A 15034-nucleotide genomic window follows, 5' to 3' on the forward strand; every position below is an offset into this window, starting at 1 on the left:
GCTCGAGTACATCTGGCTCGACGGATATACGCCGACTCCGAATTTGCGCGGCAAGACTCAGATCAAGGAATTCGCGTCGTTCCCGACGCTCGAGCAGCTTCCGCTCTGGGGCTTCGATGGCTCCTCCACGCAGCAGGCCGAAGGCCACAGCTCGGATTGCGTGCTGAAGCCGGTCGCGGTCTTCCCGGACGGCGCCCGCACCAACGGCGTGCTGGTGATGTGCGAAGTCATGATGCCCGATGGCAAGACCCCGCATCCGTCGAACAAGCGCGCCACCATCCTCGATGACGCCGGCGCCTGGTTCGGCTTCGAGCAGGAGTACTTCTTCTACAAGGACGGCCGTCCGCTCGGCTTCCCGACCGCCGGCTATCCGGCGCCGCAGGGCCCGTACTACACCGGCGTCGGCTACTCGAACGTCGGCGACGTCGCCCGCAAGATCGTCGAAGAGCATCTCGACCTCTGCCTCGCGGCCGGCATCAACCATGAAGGCATCAACGCGGAAGTCGCGAAGGGCCAGTGGGAATTCCAGATCTTCGGCAAGGGCTCCAAGACCGCTGCCGACCAGATGTGGATGGCCCGCTACCTGATGCTGCGCCTCACCGAGAAGTACGGCATCGACATCGAATTCCACTGCAAGCCGCTCGGCGACACCGACTGGAACGGCTCCGGCATGCACGCCAACTTCTCGACCGCCTACATGCGCGAAGTCGGCGGCAAGGAGTACTTCGAGGCGCTGATGGCGGCCTTCGAGAAGAACCTGATGGACCACATCGCCGTCTACGGCCCGGACAACGACAAGCGTCTGACCGGCAAGCACGAGACCGCGCCCTGGAACAAGTTCAGCTATGGCGTGGCCGACCGCGGTGCCTCGATCCGCGTTCCGCACTCCTTCGTCAACAACGGCTACAAGGGCTATCTGGAAGACCGCCGTCCGAACTCGCAGGGCGACCCATACCAGATCGCTTCGCAGATCCTGAAGACGATCTCGTCCGTGCCGACCGGCGCCAAGGTCGCGGCCTGAGCGAGGGTCGCTGCCGCCGAACGTGATCCGCCGGATTGCCTAGTCCGAACTGGATCAGATTTGGCAGCCGTCGGCGCGCTGACGATTGAGCCCGTCTCGGGCTTTAGAGACCGAATCGACGATGCAAGGAGAATATTCATGCTGCCCTCGTTACGCCGAGTGGTCCAGGCTTCAGCGAATATCAATGCAATGTTTCCGAACTGTCCCAGCTCGGAGATCGCGAGCGGGCCGACATCGGCTTGGATCGCTCGGTTATTCCGCGCATCGCGGCTGGCAATTCCAACGGCAGCTCCCTTTACGGGATAACCCGACGCCTCGTGGCGGGGGCCTAATCAGAGCGCCCCTCGGCATCCATCAAGCCAGCCACGGCCGCGTCGGTCTTGCGAAAACAAGGAATAAGCAACCATGAAGCTCAATGAACAAGCGTCATCGATTGCACCCCGCACCGATGCCGCGCGGCAGGCCGTGCTGGTCCTGGAGGACGGCACGGTGTTTCGCGGGAAGGGCCTCGGCGCCTTCGGTCAAACCCTTGGAGAAGTGTGCTTCAACACCTCGATGACCGGATATCAGGAGATCCTCACCGATCCATCCTACGCTGGCCAGATCATCACCTTCACCTTCCCGCACATCGGGAACGTCGGCACCAACGAGGAAGACACGGAGTGTCGTCTGCCCCGGTGTCGTGGCCTCGTGTTGCGCGAGGACGTGACGTCCCCCGCCAACTGGCGTGCCCGGGGCTCCTTGGACCGATGGCTCGACGACCGCAATCTCATCGGGATCGCCGGAGTCGACACGCGCCGGCTTGTCACCCGCATCCGCGATCGGGGGGCGCTCAGGGGCTGCCTCGCCTTTGCTCCCGACGGCGGTTACGACGTTGCGCATCTGCGGAGGGCTGCGATGCACTGGCCCGGTCTTGAAGGCGCCGACTTGACCGGCGAGGTGTCATGCGTCGAGCCGTATGAATGGACCGAGCCCCCGTGGCCGATCAACGCCGGCTCCGGCCAGGCTCAATTTCCGGACTGTCATGTCGTCTGCGTGGACTACGGTGCCAAGCGTAACATTCTGCGTAGCCTTGCTGGTCTCGGTTGTCGCGTCACCGTCGTCCCGGCGCGCTCTTCGGCCGCGTCGATTCTCGCATTGCGACCCAACGGAATAGTTCTTTGCAACGGTCCTGGCGATCCGTTAGCGACCAGCGTCTTCGCCGTGCCAGTCATCCGCGAACTGCTCACCTCGGGGCTGCCGATTTTTGGCATTTGCCTCGGGCACCAGTTGCTGGCTCTGGCTCTTGGCGCTCGCACCGTGAAGATGCACCTCGGTCATCGCGGCGGCAACCATCCCGTTCAGGATCTCGAATGTCGTCGCGTCGAAATCACGTGTCAGAACCACGGCTTCGTTGTGGCGCGGGAGTCCCTGCCCGCGGAATTGGAAGAAACCCACACATCATTGTTCGACGGGACCCTCGAAGGGCTGCGCGTGAAGGACCGACCAGTCTTCTCCGTGCAGTTCCACCCTGAGGCCAGCCCCGGACCGCAGGACAGTCATCCTCTGTTCGAGCGGTTTACGAATCTGATGCGTCAGTAGGAGACAGCCAACATGCCGAAGCGAACCGACATTCGCTCCATAATTGTGCTTGGCGCTGGGCCGATCGTGATCGGACAGGCCTGCGAATTCGACTATTCCGGCGTTCAAGCCTGCAAGGCACTGAAGGACGAGGGCTACCGGGTAATCCTGGTGAACTCCAATCCAGCCACCATCATGACGGATCCCGAGCTGGCTCATTCCACATATATCGAGCCGCTCACACCGGAAGTCGTGGAGCGCATCATCGAAAAGGAACGTCCCGATGCGCTGCTACCAACACTAGGCGGCCAAACAGGACTCAACTTGGCCATGGAGTTGGCGCGTACGGGCGTGCTCGACCGGCATTGCGTCGAAATGATCGGCGCCGACACGGACGTCATCGAGAAGGCAGAGTCCCGCCAGCGTTTCCGCGAGGCCATGGAGCGCATCGGCATCGCGTGCCCGCGCGGGCAACTCGTCTGTTCTGTCGATGAAGCTGTTGCGGCCCTCGAACACGTCGGCCTGCCGGCAATCATCCGCCCCTCCTTCACCTTAGGCGGCGAAGGCGGCGGCATCGCAACCACGCGCGCCGAGTTGCTGGAGAGGGTCGAGCGCGGCCTCGCCCTCTCACCTGTCGCCGAGGTCCTCGTAGAGGAATCGCTGCTTGGCTGGAAGGAGTACGAGATGGAGGTGGTGCGCGACCACGCCGACAACTGCATCATCGTGTGCTCGATCGAGAACGTCGACCCGATGGGCGTCCACACCGGTGACTCGATCACGGTCGCGCCGGCCCTCACGCTGACCGACAAGGAGTACCAGCGGCTGCGCAACGCCTCCATCGCTTGTCTGCGTGAGATCGGCGTCGACACCGGCGGCTCCAATGTGCAGTTTGCAATCCATCCCGAGACTGGACGAACGGTGATCATCGAGATGAACCCCCGCGTCTCCAGGTCGTCCGCCCTGGCATCGAAGGCTACCGGGTTTCCAATCGCGAAGATTGCAGCCAAGCTGGCTGTCGGCTACCGCCTGGACGAACTTAAGAACGACATCACCCAGGTCACGCCGGCCTCCTTCGAGCCGACGATCGACTACGTCGTCACCAAGATACCCCGATTCACTTTCGAAAAATTTCCTGAGGCCGAGGCGGCGCTCACCACCTCGATGAAATCGGTAGGCGAGGTGATGGCTATTGGGCGCTCCTTCAAGGAGTCGCTGCAAAAGGCGCTGCGCTCGCTTGAGATCGGCCTGACGGGCCTCGATGAGATCGAGATTGCAGGCGCGTGTCGCGCCGACGGGTCGGTCGACGAGGCGCGGGTGTGCGATGCCCTCTGCCAGCGCTCGCCGAACAACCTCCTGCTAATCGCCCAGGCCCTTCGCCTGGGCATCTCAGTAGATACCATCCACTGCGCTTCGCGGATAGATCGCTGGTTCCTGCGTCAGATCGCCGATCTCGTGGCGATGGAGGACGAGGTGCGCGCACGGGGCCTGCCGGGTGATCGGGATGCGATTGCCGAGCTCAAGCGTGCCGGCTTCTCGGACGCTCGGCTGGCAAAGTTGGCTGGAGTAACTCCAGGAGTGATAAGGGCTCAGCGCGAGGAGTACGCCATCCATCCTGTCTTCAAACGCGTTGATACCTGCGGGGCGGAATTCCAGGCTTTCGCTCCGTATTTCTACTCGACCTACGAGTACGAGTTCGATGATCCCGCGAGCTGCGAGGCGAACCCCAGCAGCTGTGAGAAGGTGCTCATTCTCGGCGGAGGCCCGAACCGCATCGGTCAGGGCATTGAGTTCGACTACTGCTGCGTGCACGCGGCCTACGCCCTGGCCGAAGCCGGGTACGAGACAATTATGGTGAACTGCAACCCGGAAACCGTCTCGACGGACTACGACACTTCTCATCGCCTGTACTTTGAGCCCCTTACAGCAGAGGACGTCATCGAGATTGCGCAGAGAGAGGCCTCCTGCGGCCGCTTGCGGGGAGCGATTGTTCAGTTCGGGGGCCAGACCCCGCTCAAGCTCGCCGCGGTTCTGAAACAGGTTGGCATTCCGATCCTCGGCACGCCACCCGACGTCATCGACCTGGCTGAGGACAGGCAGCGCTTCCAGGCGCTATTGCACGAGCTTGGTCTCAAGCAGCCTGCGAATGGGACGGCCACCACAGTGGCAGAGGCCGAAGCCGTGGCAGAGCGCATAGGCTACCCCGTTCTGTTGCGGCCTTCCTACGTCCTCGGTGGACGGGCCATGCAGCTCGTGCAGGATGTCGGCGCGCTGCGCCGCTGCATGATTGAGGCGCCCCAGGTCTCCGGACCAAATCCAGTCCTCATCGACAAATTCTTGGAGGGCGCCATCGAGGTGGACGTGGACGCCATCGCCGATGGTATGGACGCTTACATCGCCGGCGTGATGCAACAGGTCGAGGAAGCGGGCGTGCATTCCGGTGACTCGGCCTGCGCCCTGCCGGCCTTCTCCCTGCGACCGGAGATCGAAGTCGAGTTGCGCCGGCAAACTCGCCTGATGGCTCGCCGTCTCGGAGTCGTCGGCCTGATGAACGTGCAGTATGCCATCCAGGGCGACGACATCTACGTGCTTGAGGTCAATCCGCGCGCCAGCCGAACCGTCCCCTTTGTCGCCAAGGCGACGTCGGTGCCCGTCGCCAAGGTGGCGGCTCGCGTCATCGCCGGCGAGCCGCTGGCGCGCTTCGGGCTCACCGAGCCCCGACTCGAGCACGTAGCGGTCAAAGAGGCGGTGCTCCCCTTCGCCCGTTTCCCCGGCAGCGACGTGATCCTCGGCCCGGAGATGAAATCGACCGGTGAGTCCATGGGCATCGATCAGGATTTTGCCACGGCCTACCTGAAAGCCCAGCTTGGAGCGGGAGTCCGCCTGCCGCGCTCCGGGAGCGTCCTGCTGTCCGTACGGGACGCCGATAAGCCCGGTGTCGTCGAGGCGGCTCGCCGCCTCGCGCGTCTCGGCTTTCATCTTCTGGCCACGCACGGAACGGCTGAGTTCGTGCGTCGCGCCGGGATCGCGGTCAATACCGTGGCAAAAGTCGAGGAGGGCTTCCCCAATGTCGTCGACCTGGTCGATCAGGGCGAGATCCAGCTTCTGATCGACACCGCTCTGTGGGCAGGCGAGATCTCGGGTGGGCGCTTGCTGCGGACGCGGGCGCTGCAGCGCCGGATTCCCTACTGTTCGCGGCTTAGCATCGCTCGGGCCGTGGTGGATGCCATCGAGCGTCAGCAGGACTGGAATCTTAGCGTACGCCCCCTGCAATCATATGCACAGCCGCTGTCGCCACTGAAGCTCTTCATTCGCCAGCCGCTCACCCAAGCAGGCGACGAGAGCATGAGGATTGTGGAAGGCGTGCTTCGGATCGTGGAGGAGATCGGCCGGTTCGAGTACCTCACCGACAGCAGGGCGCTGTGCGACCAGACCTTCCGGGAGCACTTCGAACAAAGGCAAGGGCTGCCCTTCAATGCGACGAGCTTCCGCCGATATCGGTTGAGCCAGCTCCGCCGTGCTGATGCCTTCCTTTATATCCGTACGGCGATGAGCGAAAGCGGGGCATTCGAGGTCTCGTACAACGTTTTTGCTGAGCCGCGCGCGCCGATGTTCTTCGCCGTGTGGAAACATGCGCCGATCAAGACGACGCTCTTACGCGAGCTTGAAGAAGTGTGTGACGTAACCTATCGCGAGTTCGAGGATCCAGAGGAGCTGCGCAGCGACCTTCAGAACTTCTTTCGCCGTATTGCAAAAGCCAGGTCTTCCGCGCCACAGCAGCTTGGTGCACGACAGCGGTTCGCACCGCGAACAGCTAAACACGTGGAGGATCCGATCTGCCAGCGTTAGCAGGTCGATCCTTACCGTTTGAGTTTAACGCTGCGCGCGGTTGCGACGACGCGCATCTTCAATTGGCTGGTGGCAAGTAAGGAAACAAAGCAATGACAAGGAAGCTCGCTCTCACCGTATCGGTCATCGTGCTCGTTGTCTCCTCGGACGTGGTCGATGCCCTGGCTGCAAATGTTCACCCGCATAGATCCAGTGAGCTTGTCTCTGGGCAAGCAGTACGCAGTCTTAACTCTTTCAATTCAGATGCGTCTACCTCAGCGGCCACACCAAACGCGCACCGCTATCACGGTGGACCAAAGCCGAACGACTGAGCCGGCGGTGCCATGATCGCGGCAAGAAGTCCCCGGACGCACTAGGGGATTCCTGTATCAGGTGAGCCGCTTCAATCTCGAATCATCATGTTGACATATTGCGGGTCAACGCGTGGATCCCCCGCAACTGCGCGCTGGGCAATGTCATGCAAAACCAGCTGCAGCGTTGTAGATGTAACGCGATTGTGGGTTATCGAAATGCCGGTCGGCAAACCTGTCCATTCACTGGCACGCTCGTCGGCAGAACGGTACCTACCAAGCAAACGGAGAACTATCTCACGAATTTCGTCGAGTTAGCTTCTCCTTTTGGCGAGACGACCGGAACTGACGCAAATGCATGGCGTCGGCGCTGACGAAAACTTTATGCTTCGCGCAGCATTTCCTGGAGGCGCCGCGCCAGGTCTGCAAGGCGAAAAGGTTTGTGAATGATCGGAAACTCATCCGCCGCATCATGTCGTTGCAATGCATCTCTCGCGTAGCCCGAGGTGAGCAGGATCTTGATGTCTGCCCTCAGTCGCCTCGCTTCGCGGGCGAGTTCAATTCCGCTCATACCGTGTGGCATCACGATATCGCTAAACAGGAGTTCAAATTCCTGGCCACTCGCAAGCATTCGAAGCGCCTCTGCGCCGTTCTGGGCACAAAAGACCTGATAGCCGTAGGTGGTCAGCATTTCCGACGTGACTTTCAGAATATCCTCGTTGTCGTCGACCAAAAGGATTCGCTCCGAACCTGTCGGTATGACCTGGGGCTGCCTGGTTTCCTCCTCCACATCTGGTTTTTGCATCGCTTTAGGCAGGTACAGAACGATCGTCGTTCCCACTCCAGGTGCGCTTTCAACGGTAATGTGCCCTCCGGACTGTCGGACGAAGCCATAGACCATGCTAAGGCCGAGCCCCGTCCCCTTGCCGACCTCCTTGGTCGTGAAGAAGGGCTCAAACACCCGATCCCGCACTTCGGGGGGCATCCCGCACCCGGTGTCGGCGACCGACAGCCTCACGTACGGTCCGGCCGAGCACCCAGCAATGGTGCCCTCCTCTGCTACGATATTCCGGGTCTCGATCTCGATCACACCTCCATCCGGCATGGCATCGCGCGCATTCAGCACAAGGTTGAGGAGAGCCGTTTCCAGCAGTGACGGATCAACGTAGCACAGCCACAATCGATCATCCGTCCGCAGCGTGACCTCACACCCCGCCCCGACGGCCTGGCTAATAATTCCCTGGAATCCGCAAATGAGCTGGTTGGCGTTCACCAGCTTTGGGATCAATGTCTGCCGCCGTGAAAAAGCGAGGAGCTGCGCCGTCAGTTTTGCTCCCCGGTCAATGGCTCGCCGCGCCGCCGCGGCGGACTTCCGGATCTTGCCAACGTCGGTGGCCGCCTCGACAAGTTCGAGGTTCCCGGACACGACTGTGAGCAGGTTGTTGAAGTCGTGCGCAACACCGCCAGTGAGTTGGCCGACGGACTCCATTTTCTGGCTCTGCTGGAACTGTTCCTCAATCAGGCGCCGCGCCTCCAACGCATGCTTGTGCTCGGTGATGTCTCGGACGAAGATTGCCAAGCCTTGGCTGGAGGGAAACGCATTGATCGCGTACCAGATATTTCGGCGCGCGCAGAACGCTTCAACGAAGACCGGATGTTGCTCCGCCTCCTGAATCTGGCGCAAGACTTCCATGTCGGGGTCGTCTCGAAACAGCTCGGACAGCGGCATGCCGATGATATCGCGGCCCTCGGCTACCCGCGCCCAGGCCGGCCCGTTGAGATAGCTGATGCGCCAGTCCCAATCGATGATGAGCACGCTGTCGTTCGTGCTCTCGAAGATGGTCGTGATGCGAGCGGCGGCTTCCTCTGCTGTCTCCTTCGCCTTTGACAATTCCTGCTCGCGGTACTCCAACGCATCGGCCATGGTGTTGAACGCGTCGGCTACCCGCGCGATTTCTGAACTTCCGCGGATGTCCACACGTCGCCCAAATTCACCGAGCCGCCATTGGTTTGCGGCATCGACCAACTTCCCAAGCGGGCGATGGATGAACTGCCGGGCGCCCAATGAGGTCAATATCAACACCAGCGCGGTGCTCAGGACGATCAAGAAGATGTCGCGCAGCGTTTTACGCTCGATCTCGTCGAACGCCCGCGCCTTGTCGAGGCCAAAGCTGACGACCAGTCTCCCGGAGTCACCCTGCATGGCCGAGTAGCCTTCGATCCGCTCAACGCCGTCGATGTCGACGATATCTACGGTGCCGCCGTCGTCCATCGTCGGATATTTGTTACCGTGCATCCTTGTACCGACGAACCGGTCGTTATCGGGATAGCGGGCGAGATAAGTGCCGTTGCGGTCCTTGACGGCAAGCGCAGCACCCTCCGGAACACCCTTTCGGGCAATATAGTCGGCGAGCCAATCCAGGCCGAGACTTGCAATGATGACACCGCCCATATTCCCATTGTCATCGTAGAACGGCAGTGCGAACGGGATGATTTTTCGGCCGGTAAGCAGACCTATCGAGAATTCTCCGACCGTGAATGCACCGGTGGTTCGGGCACTTGCGAAGTAGGCGCGCCTGGAGAGGTCAACCTGTTTGTGATTGGGTGCTGTGTGGCAGAAAGTGAGGCCATTCAAGTCGGTAACGATAAGGGTGATGAATGCCGGAAATCGCGGCTTCATCGCAGCCAGGTATGCATTGCACCCCAGGCCGTCCTTCGCCTTGATCGACGGGAGTTCTGATATCGCGATCAGGACCTGACGAATTCCCTGCACGATTTGTTGCTGGTCTGCCGCAGCGAGCTTGGCCGAGTTGAACGCCTGGTTCTGCACCTCGACCTGGCGCGTGCAGCGGCGGTCGAATTCATTGTACGCCTGGATCGCGATCGCCGGCAAAAGCGCGACAGCCACGAGCAAAAATAACCTTGACAGGAGAGTCACTTCCGAGACGGTCCAGCGTTATGTTCGCTCGCCGGAGGAAGGTGCCGCGCTGTCCCTCCAACGACGAAAGGATATCGGTGCGCTCAGGCTCATCGCAATCCCTTGGCTAGGTAGAAACGGTGATAGGTGCATGGACCATGTTGCGGCTCGGTGTCATCGGCAGAAAACTTCGTTACAGGCGTAGCGTGCCGGGGCAGACACTTTTCCGCCAAGAGCGATTGGAGTCTGGAAATCGTGGGAGATGCGGTCAGCCGGAAGATAAAACAGCGCGATCACCGCGCCGCCCCGGACCGCAGATTCATAGAACTGCAAATATCGCAGCTGCGAATGAGCAGCATTCAAGCCCAAACTGGAATACCTCGGCCTCGTTTACTCTTACTCTCTGCTGCAAGGCAGCGACCTCAACATCCACACCATCTACAGCGCATTTGTCCGCGAGAGCAGAGACGTGCGCGTAGCATAGCTAGCCGCGCAAGGTATCCGGCGGACCCAAGCACGAACTGAATGCGGGACCCAGAACAAGGCCTCTCTGAACGAGTCCTTCAGGCGAGGCGTCGCTGGTGATGCGGTCCGATCCGTTTTGTGGCGGCAATGGGAAGACGATGATTTCCGGCGTAACCGGATTCCCGCTTTAAGTGACCAAACTGTCGCAACGAGAGTCCATTTTTGCCCCTTCAGAACTTACGAAGTTCCAGGATGGATGCAGGTTCTTTCGACGCTTCCCTTCCAGCCACATCCTCATTTCCTCCGATCCGGAGCAAGAGCTAGTTCCGTCATGTTGAACCGATTTCCCAACAACGACCGGAGCCAGCGTCAGCTCACCGGCACGGCAACGCTGTGCAACTCCCGGAGAGATGAGCTTGATATCCGACGAGCGGTTCGCGCGCTCGCCAAGCTCGACGACCACACCTTGCGCGACATGGGCATTCGAGATCGCTCTCTGATCGAGCTCACTGTCCGGTTTTGCCGCCAGTGCTGATTGCGAAGTCGGTTTTCGGCGTCGGTGCGTGCTGATCGAATTCCACGACCGCAAAAGTCGACCGCGCCTTGAGGCTGCGATCGCCAAAAATCGGAATCAACAACCGCGACCTGCGGACCTTCGCGACCACCTTGGAAACCAGCGAGGCATTGGCGCTCCGCGGTGGCGCTCGCTATTGATCCGCCTGAAACTCCGCTGATCGGGACTCACATCGTGCCGAGCGGGGGCGATCCAGGCGCCCCGGCGAAGCCGCGACCGCCATCGTCGGCCCGCGATAACGAAAGCGATCTTTGCAGCGGCACCGCATTAGGCGATTGCCGATCCCGACCAGCATAGAGAATGCAGACTGGTCGCCCCGTCGTCGGAGAAATGAAATCGACGAATGGACCGAACGTCCGGCCGCTCTTTGCGCGGGCGAGGAGCCTAAGCGGTGCGGACCTGTCGCCGCAAACGGCAAAGAGTCCCGCACGTCCACATGCCTCCTTATCGAGGACGACGAAGCCGTCCGTGACTTGGTGACGAATTATCTCGAGGATCATGACATCCGCGTGATCTGCGCATCCCGGCCGTCCGAGGCGGCATCAATGCTCGAGCGCAGCCAACCCGATCTGATCGTACTCGATTTGCGGCTCGGACAAGAAGCTGGCCTCGATCAGCTCCGTGAAATCCGTGCGCAATCAGATATACCCATCATCGTCACCACAGGGCATCTAAGGGACGAGATCGACCGAGTCGTCGGGCTGTAGCTTGGAGCTGACGACTACATCACCAAGCCATTTAGCCTGACAGAATTGTTGGCCCGCATCCGCGCCGTCCTGAGGCGTCGGGAAGCGGGACAGGCCATATCGCAACGGGAGAGCAAAAGAGGCAGCCTTCGTTTCGGGAGTTGACGGCTCGACCGCAGGACGCGCCGCCTCACCAATTCGAGCAGCGAGCAGGTCGCGCTCACCAAGGGCGAATATGCGTTGTTGGTCGCATTCCTCGATGCGCCGCAACGGCCACTGTCGCGGGAATATCTGCTGCAGGCTATCCGTGTCCACGAAGACGTATTCGACCGCAGTATCGACGTGCAAGTCATGCGCCTGTGCCGCAAGCTCAAGGACAGCGCGGACACCCCCTCGATCACGCGCACCGGGCACGGCGTCGGCTAAGTCTTCGCGCTTCCAGTCGAAGTCTCGTGATACGACGCCTTAAGCCTTAGCTGTCGATTGATTTTGACGCCGGCGACAGAATCGAACAGGCAGCCATTACGCTCGAAGGACTCGCCACGATCGGACTCGCAATTAAGCGCCAAATCAGTTCGCGCTTGCCGTCTGCGGCTACTGGCCCGCGGGCACTACCATCGCCTTGGTCTTGCGCAGCGCGTCCATCACTTCTCGACCCAGTTTCAGATGCGCATCCACCAATTTCGGCGGAGTCAATGCCATCCACGTGTCGAGAGAGACGTCGACGAAGTAACGGCCCTTGAACGTTTCGAGAAATCGAAGTGGGCCCGCACCTGTATTCTCGAGGTAGTGGCCCATCGCGACCGGGACGTAACCGACGTCGCCAGCATTGAGATCGAATGTAGGCGCCTGACCTTGGCCGGCAAACACACCCATGCGAGCCTGGCCCTCGATGACGTAGAGCCACTCGTCCCCGTGGGGATGCCAGTGTAGCTCGCGCAATCCACCCGGATTTAACTCGATCAGTGCCGCGGCGGTCGTGGTGTTGATCGAAAACAAACGGGAATCGTTGATCCGCACCGTTCCGCCCTTCGTTCGAATCGGCTCCTGCGCCGTCAGCCGCCACGTGTAGCTTGTCTCCACAGGGGTTGCGCCCGAAATGCTGTCGGAACTGAGCGGCCCCGGCAATGGAGCCGGGAAAATATAGCGCTCGCTTTCCTTCGGGGTGTGGCCAAACAACGAGGCTGGCACCCCGAAATTCTTCCCGAGCACTTCGTTCGGTGTGTGCTTGAACCAGTCGTTGATCATGAAGGTGTTGTCTTCGTCGAAGTCGCCGTCGTCGAACACGAGAAGGAATTCGCAACCGTCCGGACCGAGGCCCTGGATCGAATGCGGGGTTCCGGACGGAAAGAACCAAAGGTCGCCCACACCGACATCATCGACGACGTAACGACCATCAGGATCGACCGCCGTGATGCGCGCTGTTCCGTAAAGCATGTAGGCCCATTCGGAAGCCTTGTGCCAATGCATCTCGCGCACGCCACCGGCATTCAGTCGCATGTTCACACCAGCAAGTGTCGTAGCGACGCCCAACTCACGTCGGGTCACCTGGCGGGTCCAGCCCGCTGTCTCCAATCGCACATGGGCGTCGGAAAACGAGAAACGCAGGTTCGGCAAGGAGCCGTGATCGGTCGAAGGCGGCGAGAGGATATCCGGATTCTGCTGGTCGCGCATCAGATTCCGCGGGCCGGGATCGGGGCCGCCGTGACCTGGCCGCTGTGGCTGAGGGATGGCGTCTGCAGATTGCGCCTGCCCGATACCGGTTGTCGTTAGGAGGCCTCCGGCAGCGGTTGTTGCCAGCAGTTTACGACGAGAAATGGAATCCATGGTTCGTATCCAGCGGTTCGAGATTACTAATCATGGTCGTCGTTGAGACGTGCGTCTGAGGTCCTCGACATCACGAGATCGATGCAACAGCGACCAGAATTCGTCAGTTGCGACCCCCGGTATGGTGTACCCTTGCGAGCACCGGCGGAAGTGAAACGATTTCAGTCGCAGGATGAGCGTGCTGCAATTCGAACGGTCGACGTCTCGCCATACCGGCGCGGCAATCAGGAAGGCGCACGACAGGACAATCAAATACGGATACTGGTCGTGCGCGATGCTCGTGCCGGGAATCGGAGCCTCGATATCCTAAAACCACCGGCGGCATTGAATCATCGTGCGGCCTTCGCCGCTTGTTTCAACCTCGCCCAGCCGCAGCAAGAGGTTATCCCGCTCACTCACCGCCTGCTCCCACTCGCATTTCGCCGTGGAGCGGCCTGTTAGTTGCGCTGCCGTTTGACGAAGGGACGTTTCAACATGGGCGCTGCCGGCGTGGGCAGTCTGCATGTCCTTTGTTTTGTGAATCATATACGGAAATAAAATCGGCCTCTTTCATTTGAAGCGCGCGCTTAGGCCGCTTTGTGCGACCGGCAACATCGCCGTCATCGCGGTCGGTGTCATCCTAGTACTACGAGGAAAGTCGTGAAGGCATCGGTCCGCTCCATGAGTTGCGTTGTTATTCAAGTGTGAGACAGGATGCAGCCCGGCCGCGGTGACACCCCGCTTATCATGTCGGAGAGACTCGTCATAACGACTGCCTTCCCTAGATTGAACCATGTTTGCTTCTCAACCTGCGAATCGTCGCGCATCGTTACGGTTGCTGTCGCACCGGACACGAGCGGGATGCCAGGCGGTACTTTGTCGATGGCGATTCTGACAGGGACGCGTTGCGCCAGCCGTACCCACGTGTAGACCGGGTCAACATTGGGGAGACCCTGAGCACCGGTCGCCGCGTTGGACACGCTAACACCTCGAGTGATCGTCGTCACATGGCCTTCGATGGGCGTCGAATAACCCATCAACTTGACCTCGGCACGATCCCCGACGCACACCCGCGCCAGCTTGGTCTCCTCGAAGTAGCCGTCCACCCAGAAGCTGTCGGAATCGACTATCGATATGTTGCTGACCCCCGCGTGCGCGTAGTCGCCCACTCGCAGCAGAAGATTCGTGACGTAGCCGTTGACCGGGCTATGGACCTCTGTTCGCTTCAGATTGATATCAGCCTGGGCGACCTGTTCGCGCGCCGCGTCGACTGAGGCTTTCGCCTGTATGGCGTTGCCTTGGAACACTTGCTGCTCTTCCGGTGTGGTCGCCAGATCCGATAGCCGTTGCCGCCGTTCTGACTGCAACTGCTTCACGTGCAGGTCGGCTTCCCTTTCCTCCAACAACGCCTTGCTCGTGCGCAATGTAACGTCGAAATCAAAGGGCTCGATCTGATAAAGGATGTCTCCCTTGTGGACGAATTGGTTGTCGGTGATCCGCAGCTGCGTGATTTGACCGGACACTAGAGGAGCGATGCTTGCGACTTGGACGCGGACGCTGCCATCGCGCGTCCAAGGTGTAGCAACATACAGGTCCCACACCACGATTGATACGAGCACCGCTACCAGAAGGATCCCCAAGGTCGCAAGTCTCCGCGAAATCGATCGCAGAAACTGCGCGGCGGCTCTTCCCTTGGCGAGCGGCTTGGCGGGGACGGGGAGCTCCTGCTCGTGGGACGGAGGCTGGTCGGGTTTCGCGCGCGCAATCGGCCTGAGTTCGGGCAACGTGTCGGTTTGGGTCGCCCCCAAGGAGGAAGCTGACTGCTGTTCTTCTCGATCGAACGTCTGGTCTTGACTGGCGGCGTGCATG

The 15034-nt window shown here is 60.6% G+C and carries 6 protein-coding genes and 4 pseudogenes; 7 read left to right on the forward strand and 3 right to left on the reverse strand.

Annotated elements, in window-relative coordinates; translation table 11 throughout:
- The 4 genes and pseudogenes from AYJ54_RS32220 to carB form a co-directional block, all read left to right on the forward strand.
- A partial coding sequence (locus tag AYJ54_RS32220; RefSeq protein WP_063705423.1) for a glutamine synthetase beta-grasp domain-containing protein occupies positions 1-1021 on the forward strand: 1021 nt, incomplete at its 5' end.
- Between the two features lie 138 nt (positions 1022-1159).
- A pseudogene (locus AYJ54_RS48085) lies at positions 1160-1308 on the forward strand (DUF1127 domain-containing protein); the annotation flags it as partial.
- Positions 1309-1426: 118 nt separating this feature from the next.
- Entirely contained in the window at positions 1427-2602 is a 1176-nt protein-coding gene (gene carA, locus AYJ54_RS32225) for a glutamine-hydrolyzing carbamoyl-phosphate synthase small subunit (RefSeq protein WP_063705426.1), read from the forward strand.
- Between the two features lie 12 nt (positions 2603-2614).
- Positions 2615-5857 (forward strand): annotated as a pseudogene (gene carB, locus AYJ54_RS32230) (carbamoyl-phosphate synthase large subunit); the annotation flags it as partial.
- Between the two features lie 1242 nt (positions 5858-7099).
- Here the strand turns inward: carB and AYJ54_RS32235 are convergent.
- Positions 7100-9625 carry an ATP-binding protein gene (locus AYJ54_RS32235; protein WP_245329178.1) on the reverse strand — a complete coding sequence of 842 codons (2526 nt, stop codon included), beginning with the start codon at positions 9623-9625 and terminating at the stop codon, positions 7100-7102.
- An 805-nt stretch (positions 9626-10430) separates the two neighbouring features.
- Here AYJ54_RS32235 and AYJ54_RS48090 point away from each other — a divergent pair.
- The 3 genes and pseudogenes from AYJ54_RS48090 (at position 10431) to AYJ54_RS32240 (ending at position 11785) form a co-directional block, all read left to right on the forward strand.
- Positions 10431-10634: a YjiS-like domain-containing protein gene (locus tag AYJ54_RS48090; RefSeq protein ID WP_201724287.1), complete on the forward strand. Its 204-nt coding sequence runs from the start codon at positions 10431-10433 to the stop codon at positions 10632-10634.
- Between the two features lie 28 nt (positions 10635-10662).
- Positions 10663-10789 (forward strand): annotated as a pseudogene (locus AYJ54_RS48095) (indole-3-glycerol phosphate synthase TrpC); the annotation flags it as partial.
- Positions 10790-11119: 330 nt separating this feature from the next.
- Positions 11120-11785 (forward strand): annotated as a pseudogene (locus AYJ54_RS32240) (response regulator transcription factor).
- A gap of 168 nt (positions 11786-11953) precedes the next feature.
- Here AYJ54_RS32240 and AYJ54_RS32245 read toward each other — a convergent pair.
- The gene (locus tag AYJ54_RS32245) at positions 11954-13186 is read right to left on the reverse strand and encodes a cupin domain-containing protein (RefSeq protein WP_063705433.1); all 1233 of its coding nucleotides are present in this window, start codon (positions 13184-13186) and stop codon (positions 11954-11956) included.
- Positions 13187-13863: 677 nt separating this feature from the next.
- On the reverse strand, positions 13864-15033 hold the full coding sequence (locus AYJ54_RS32255; RefSeq protein WP_063705440.1) for an HlyD family secretion protein: 1170 nt from the start codon (positions 15031-15033) through the stop codon (positions 13864-13866).
- Position 15034: the final 1 nt, after the last annotated feature.

It is taken from the genome of Bradyrhizobium centrolobii (assembly GCF_001641635.1).
Lineage (GTDB): Bacteria > Pseudomonadota > Alphaproteobacteria > Rhizobiales > Xanthobacteraceae > Bradyrhizobium > Bradyrhizobium centrolobii.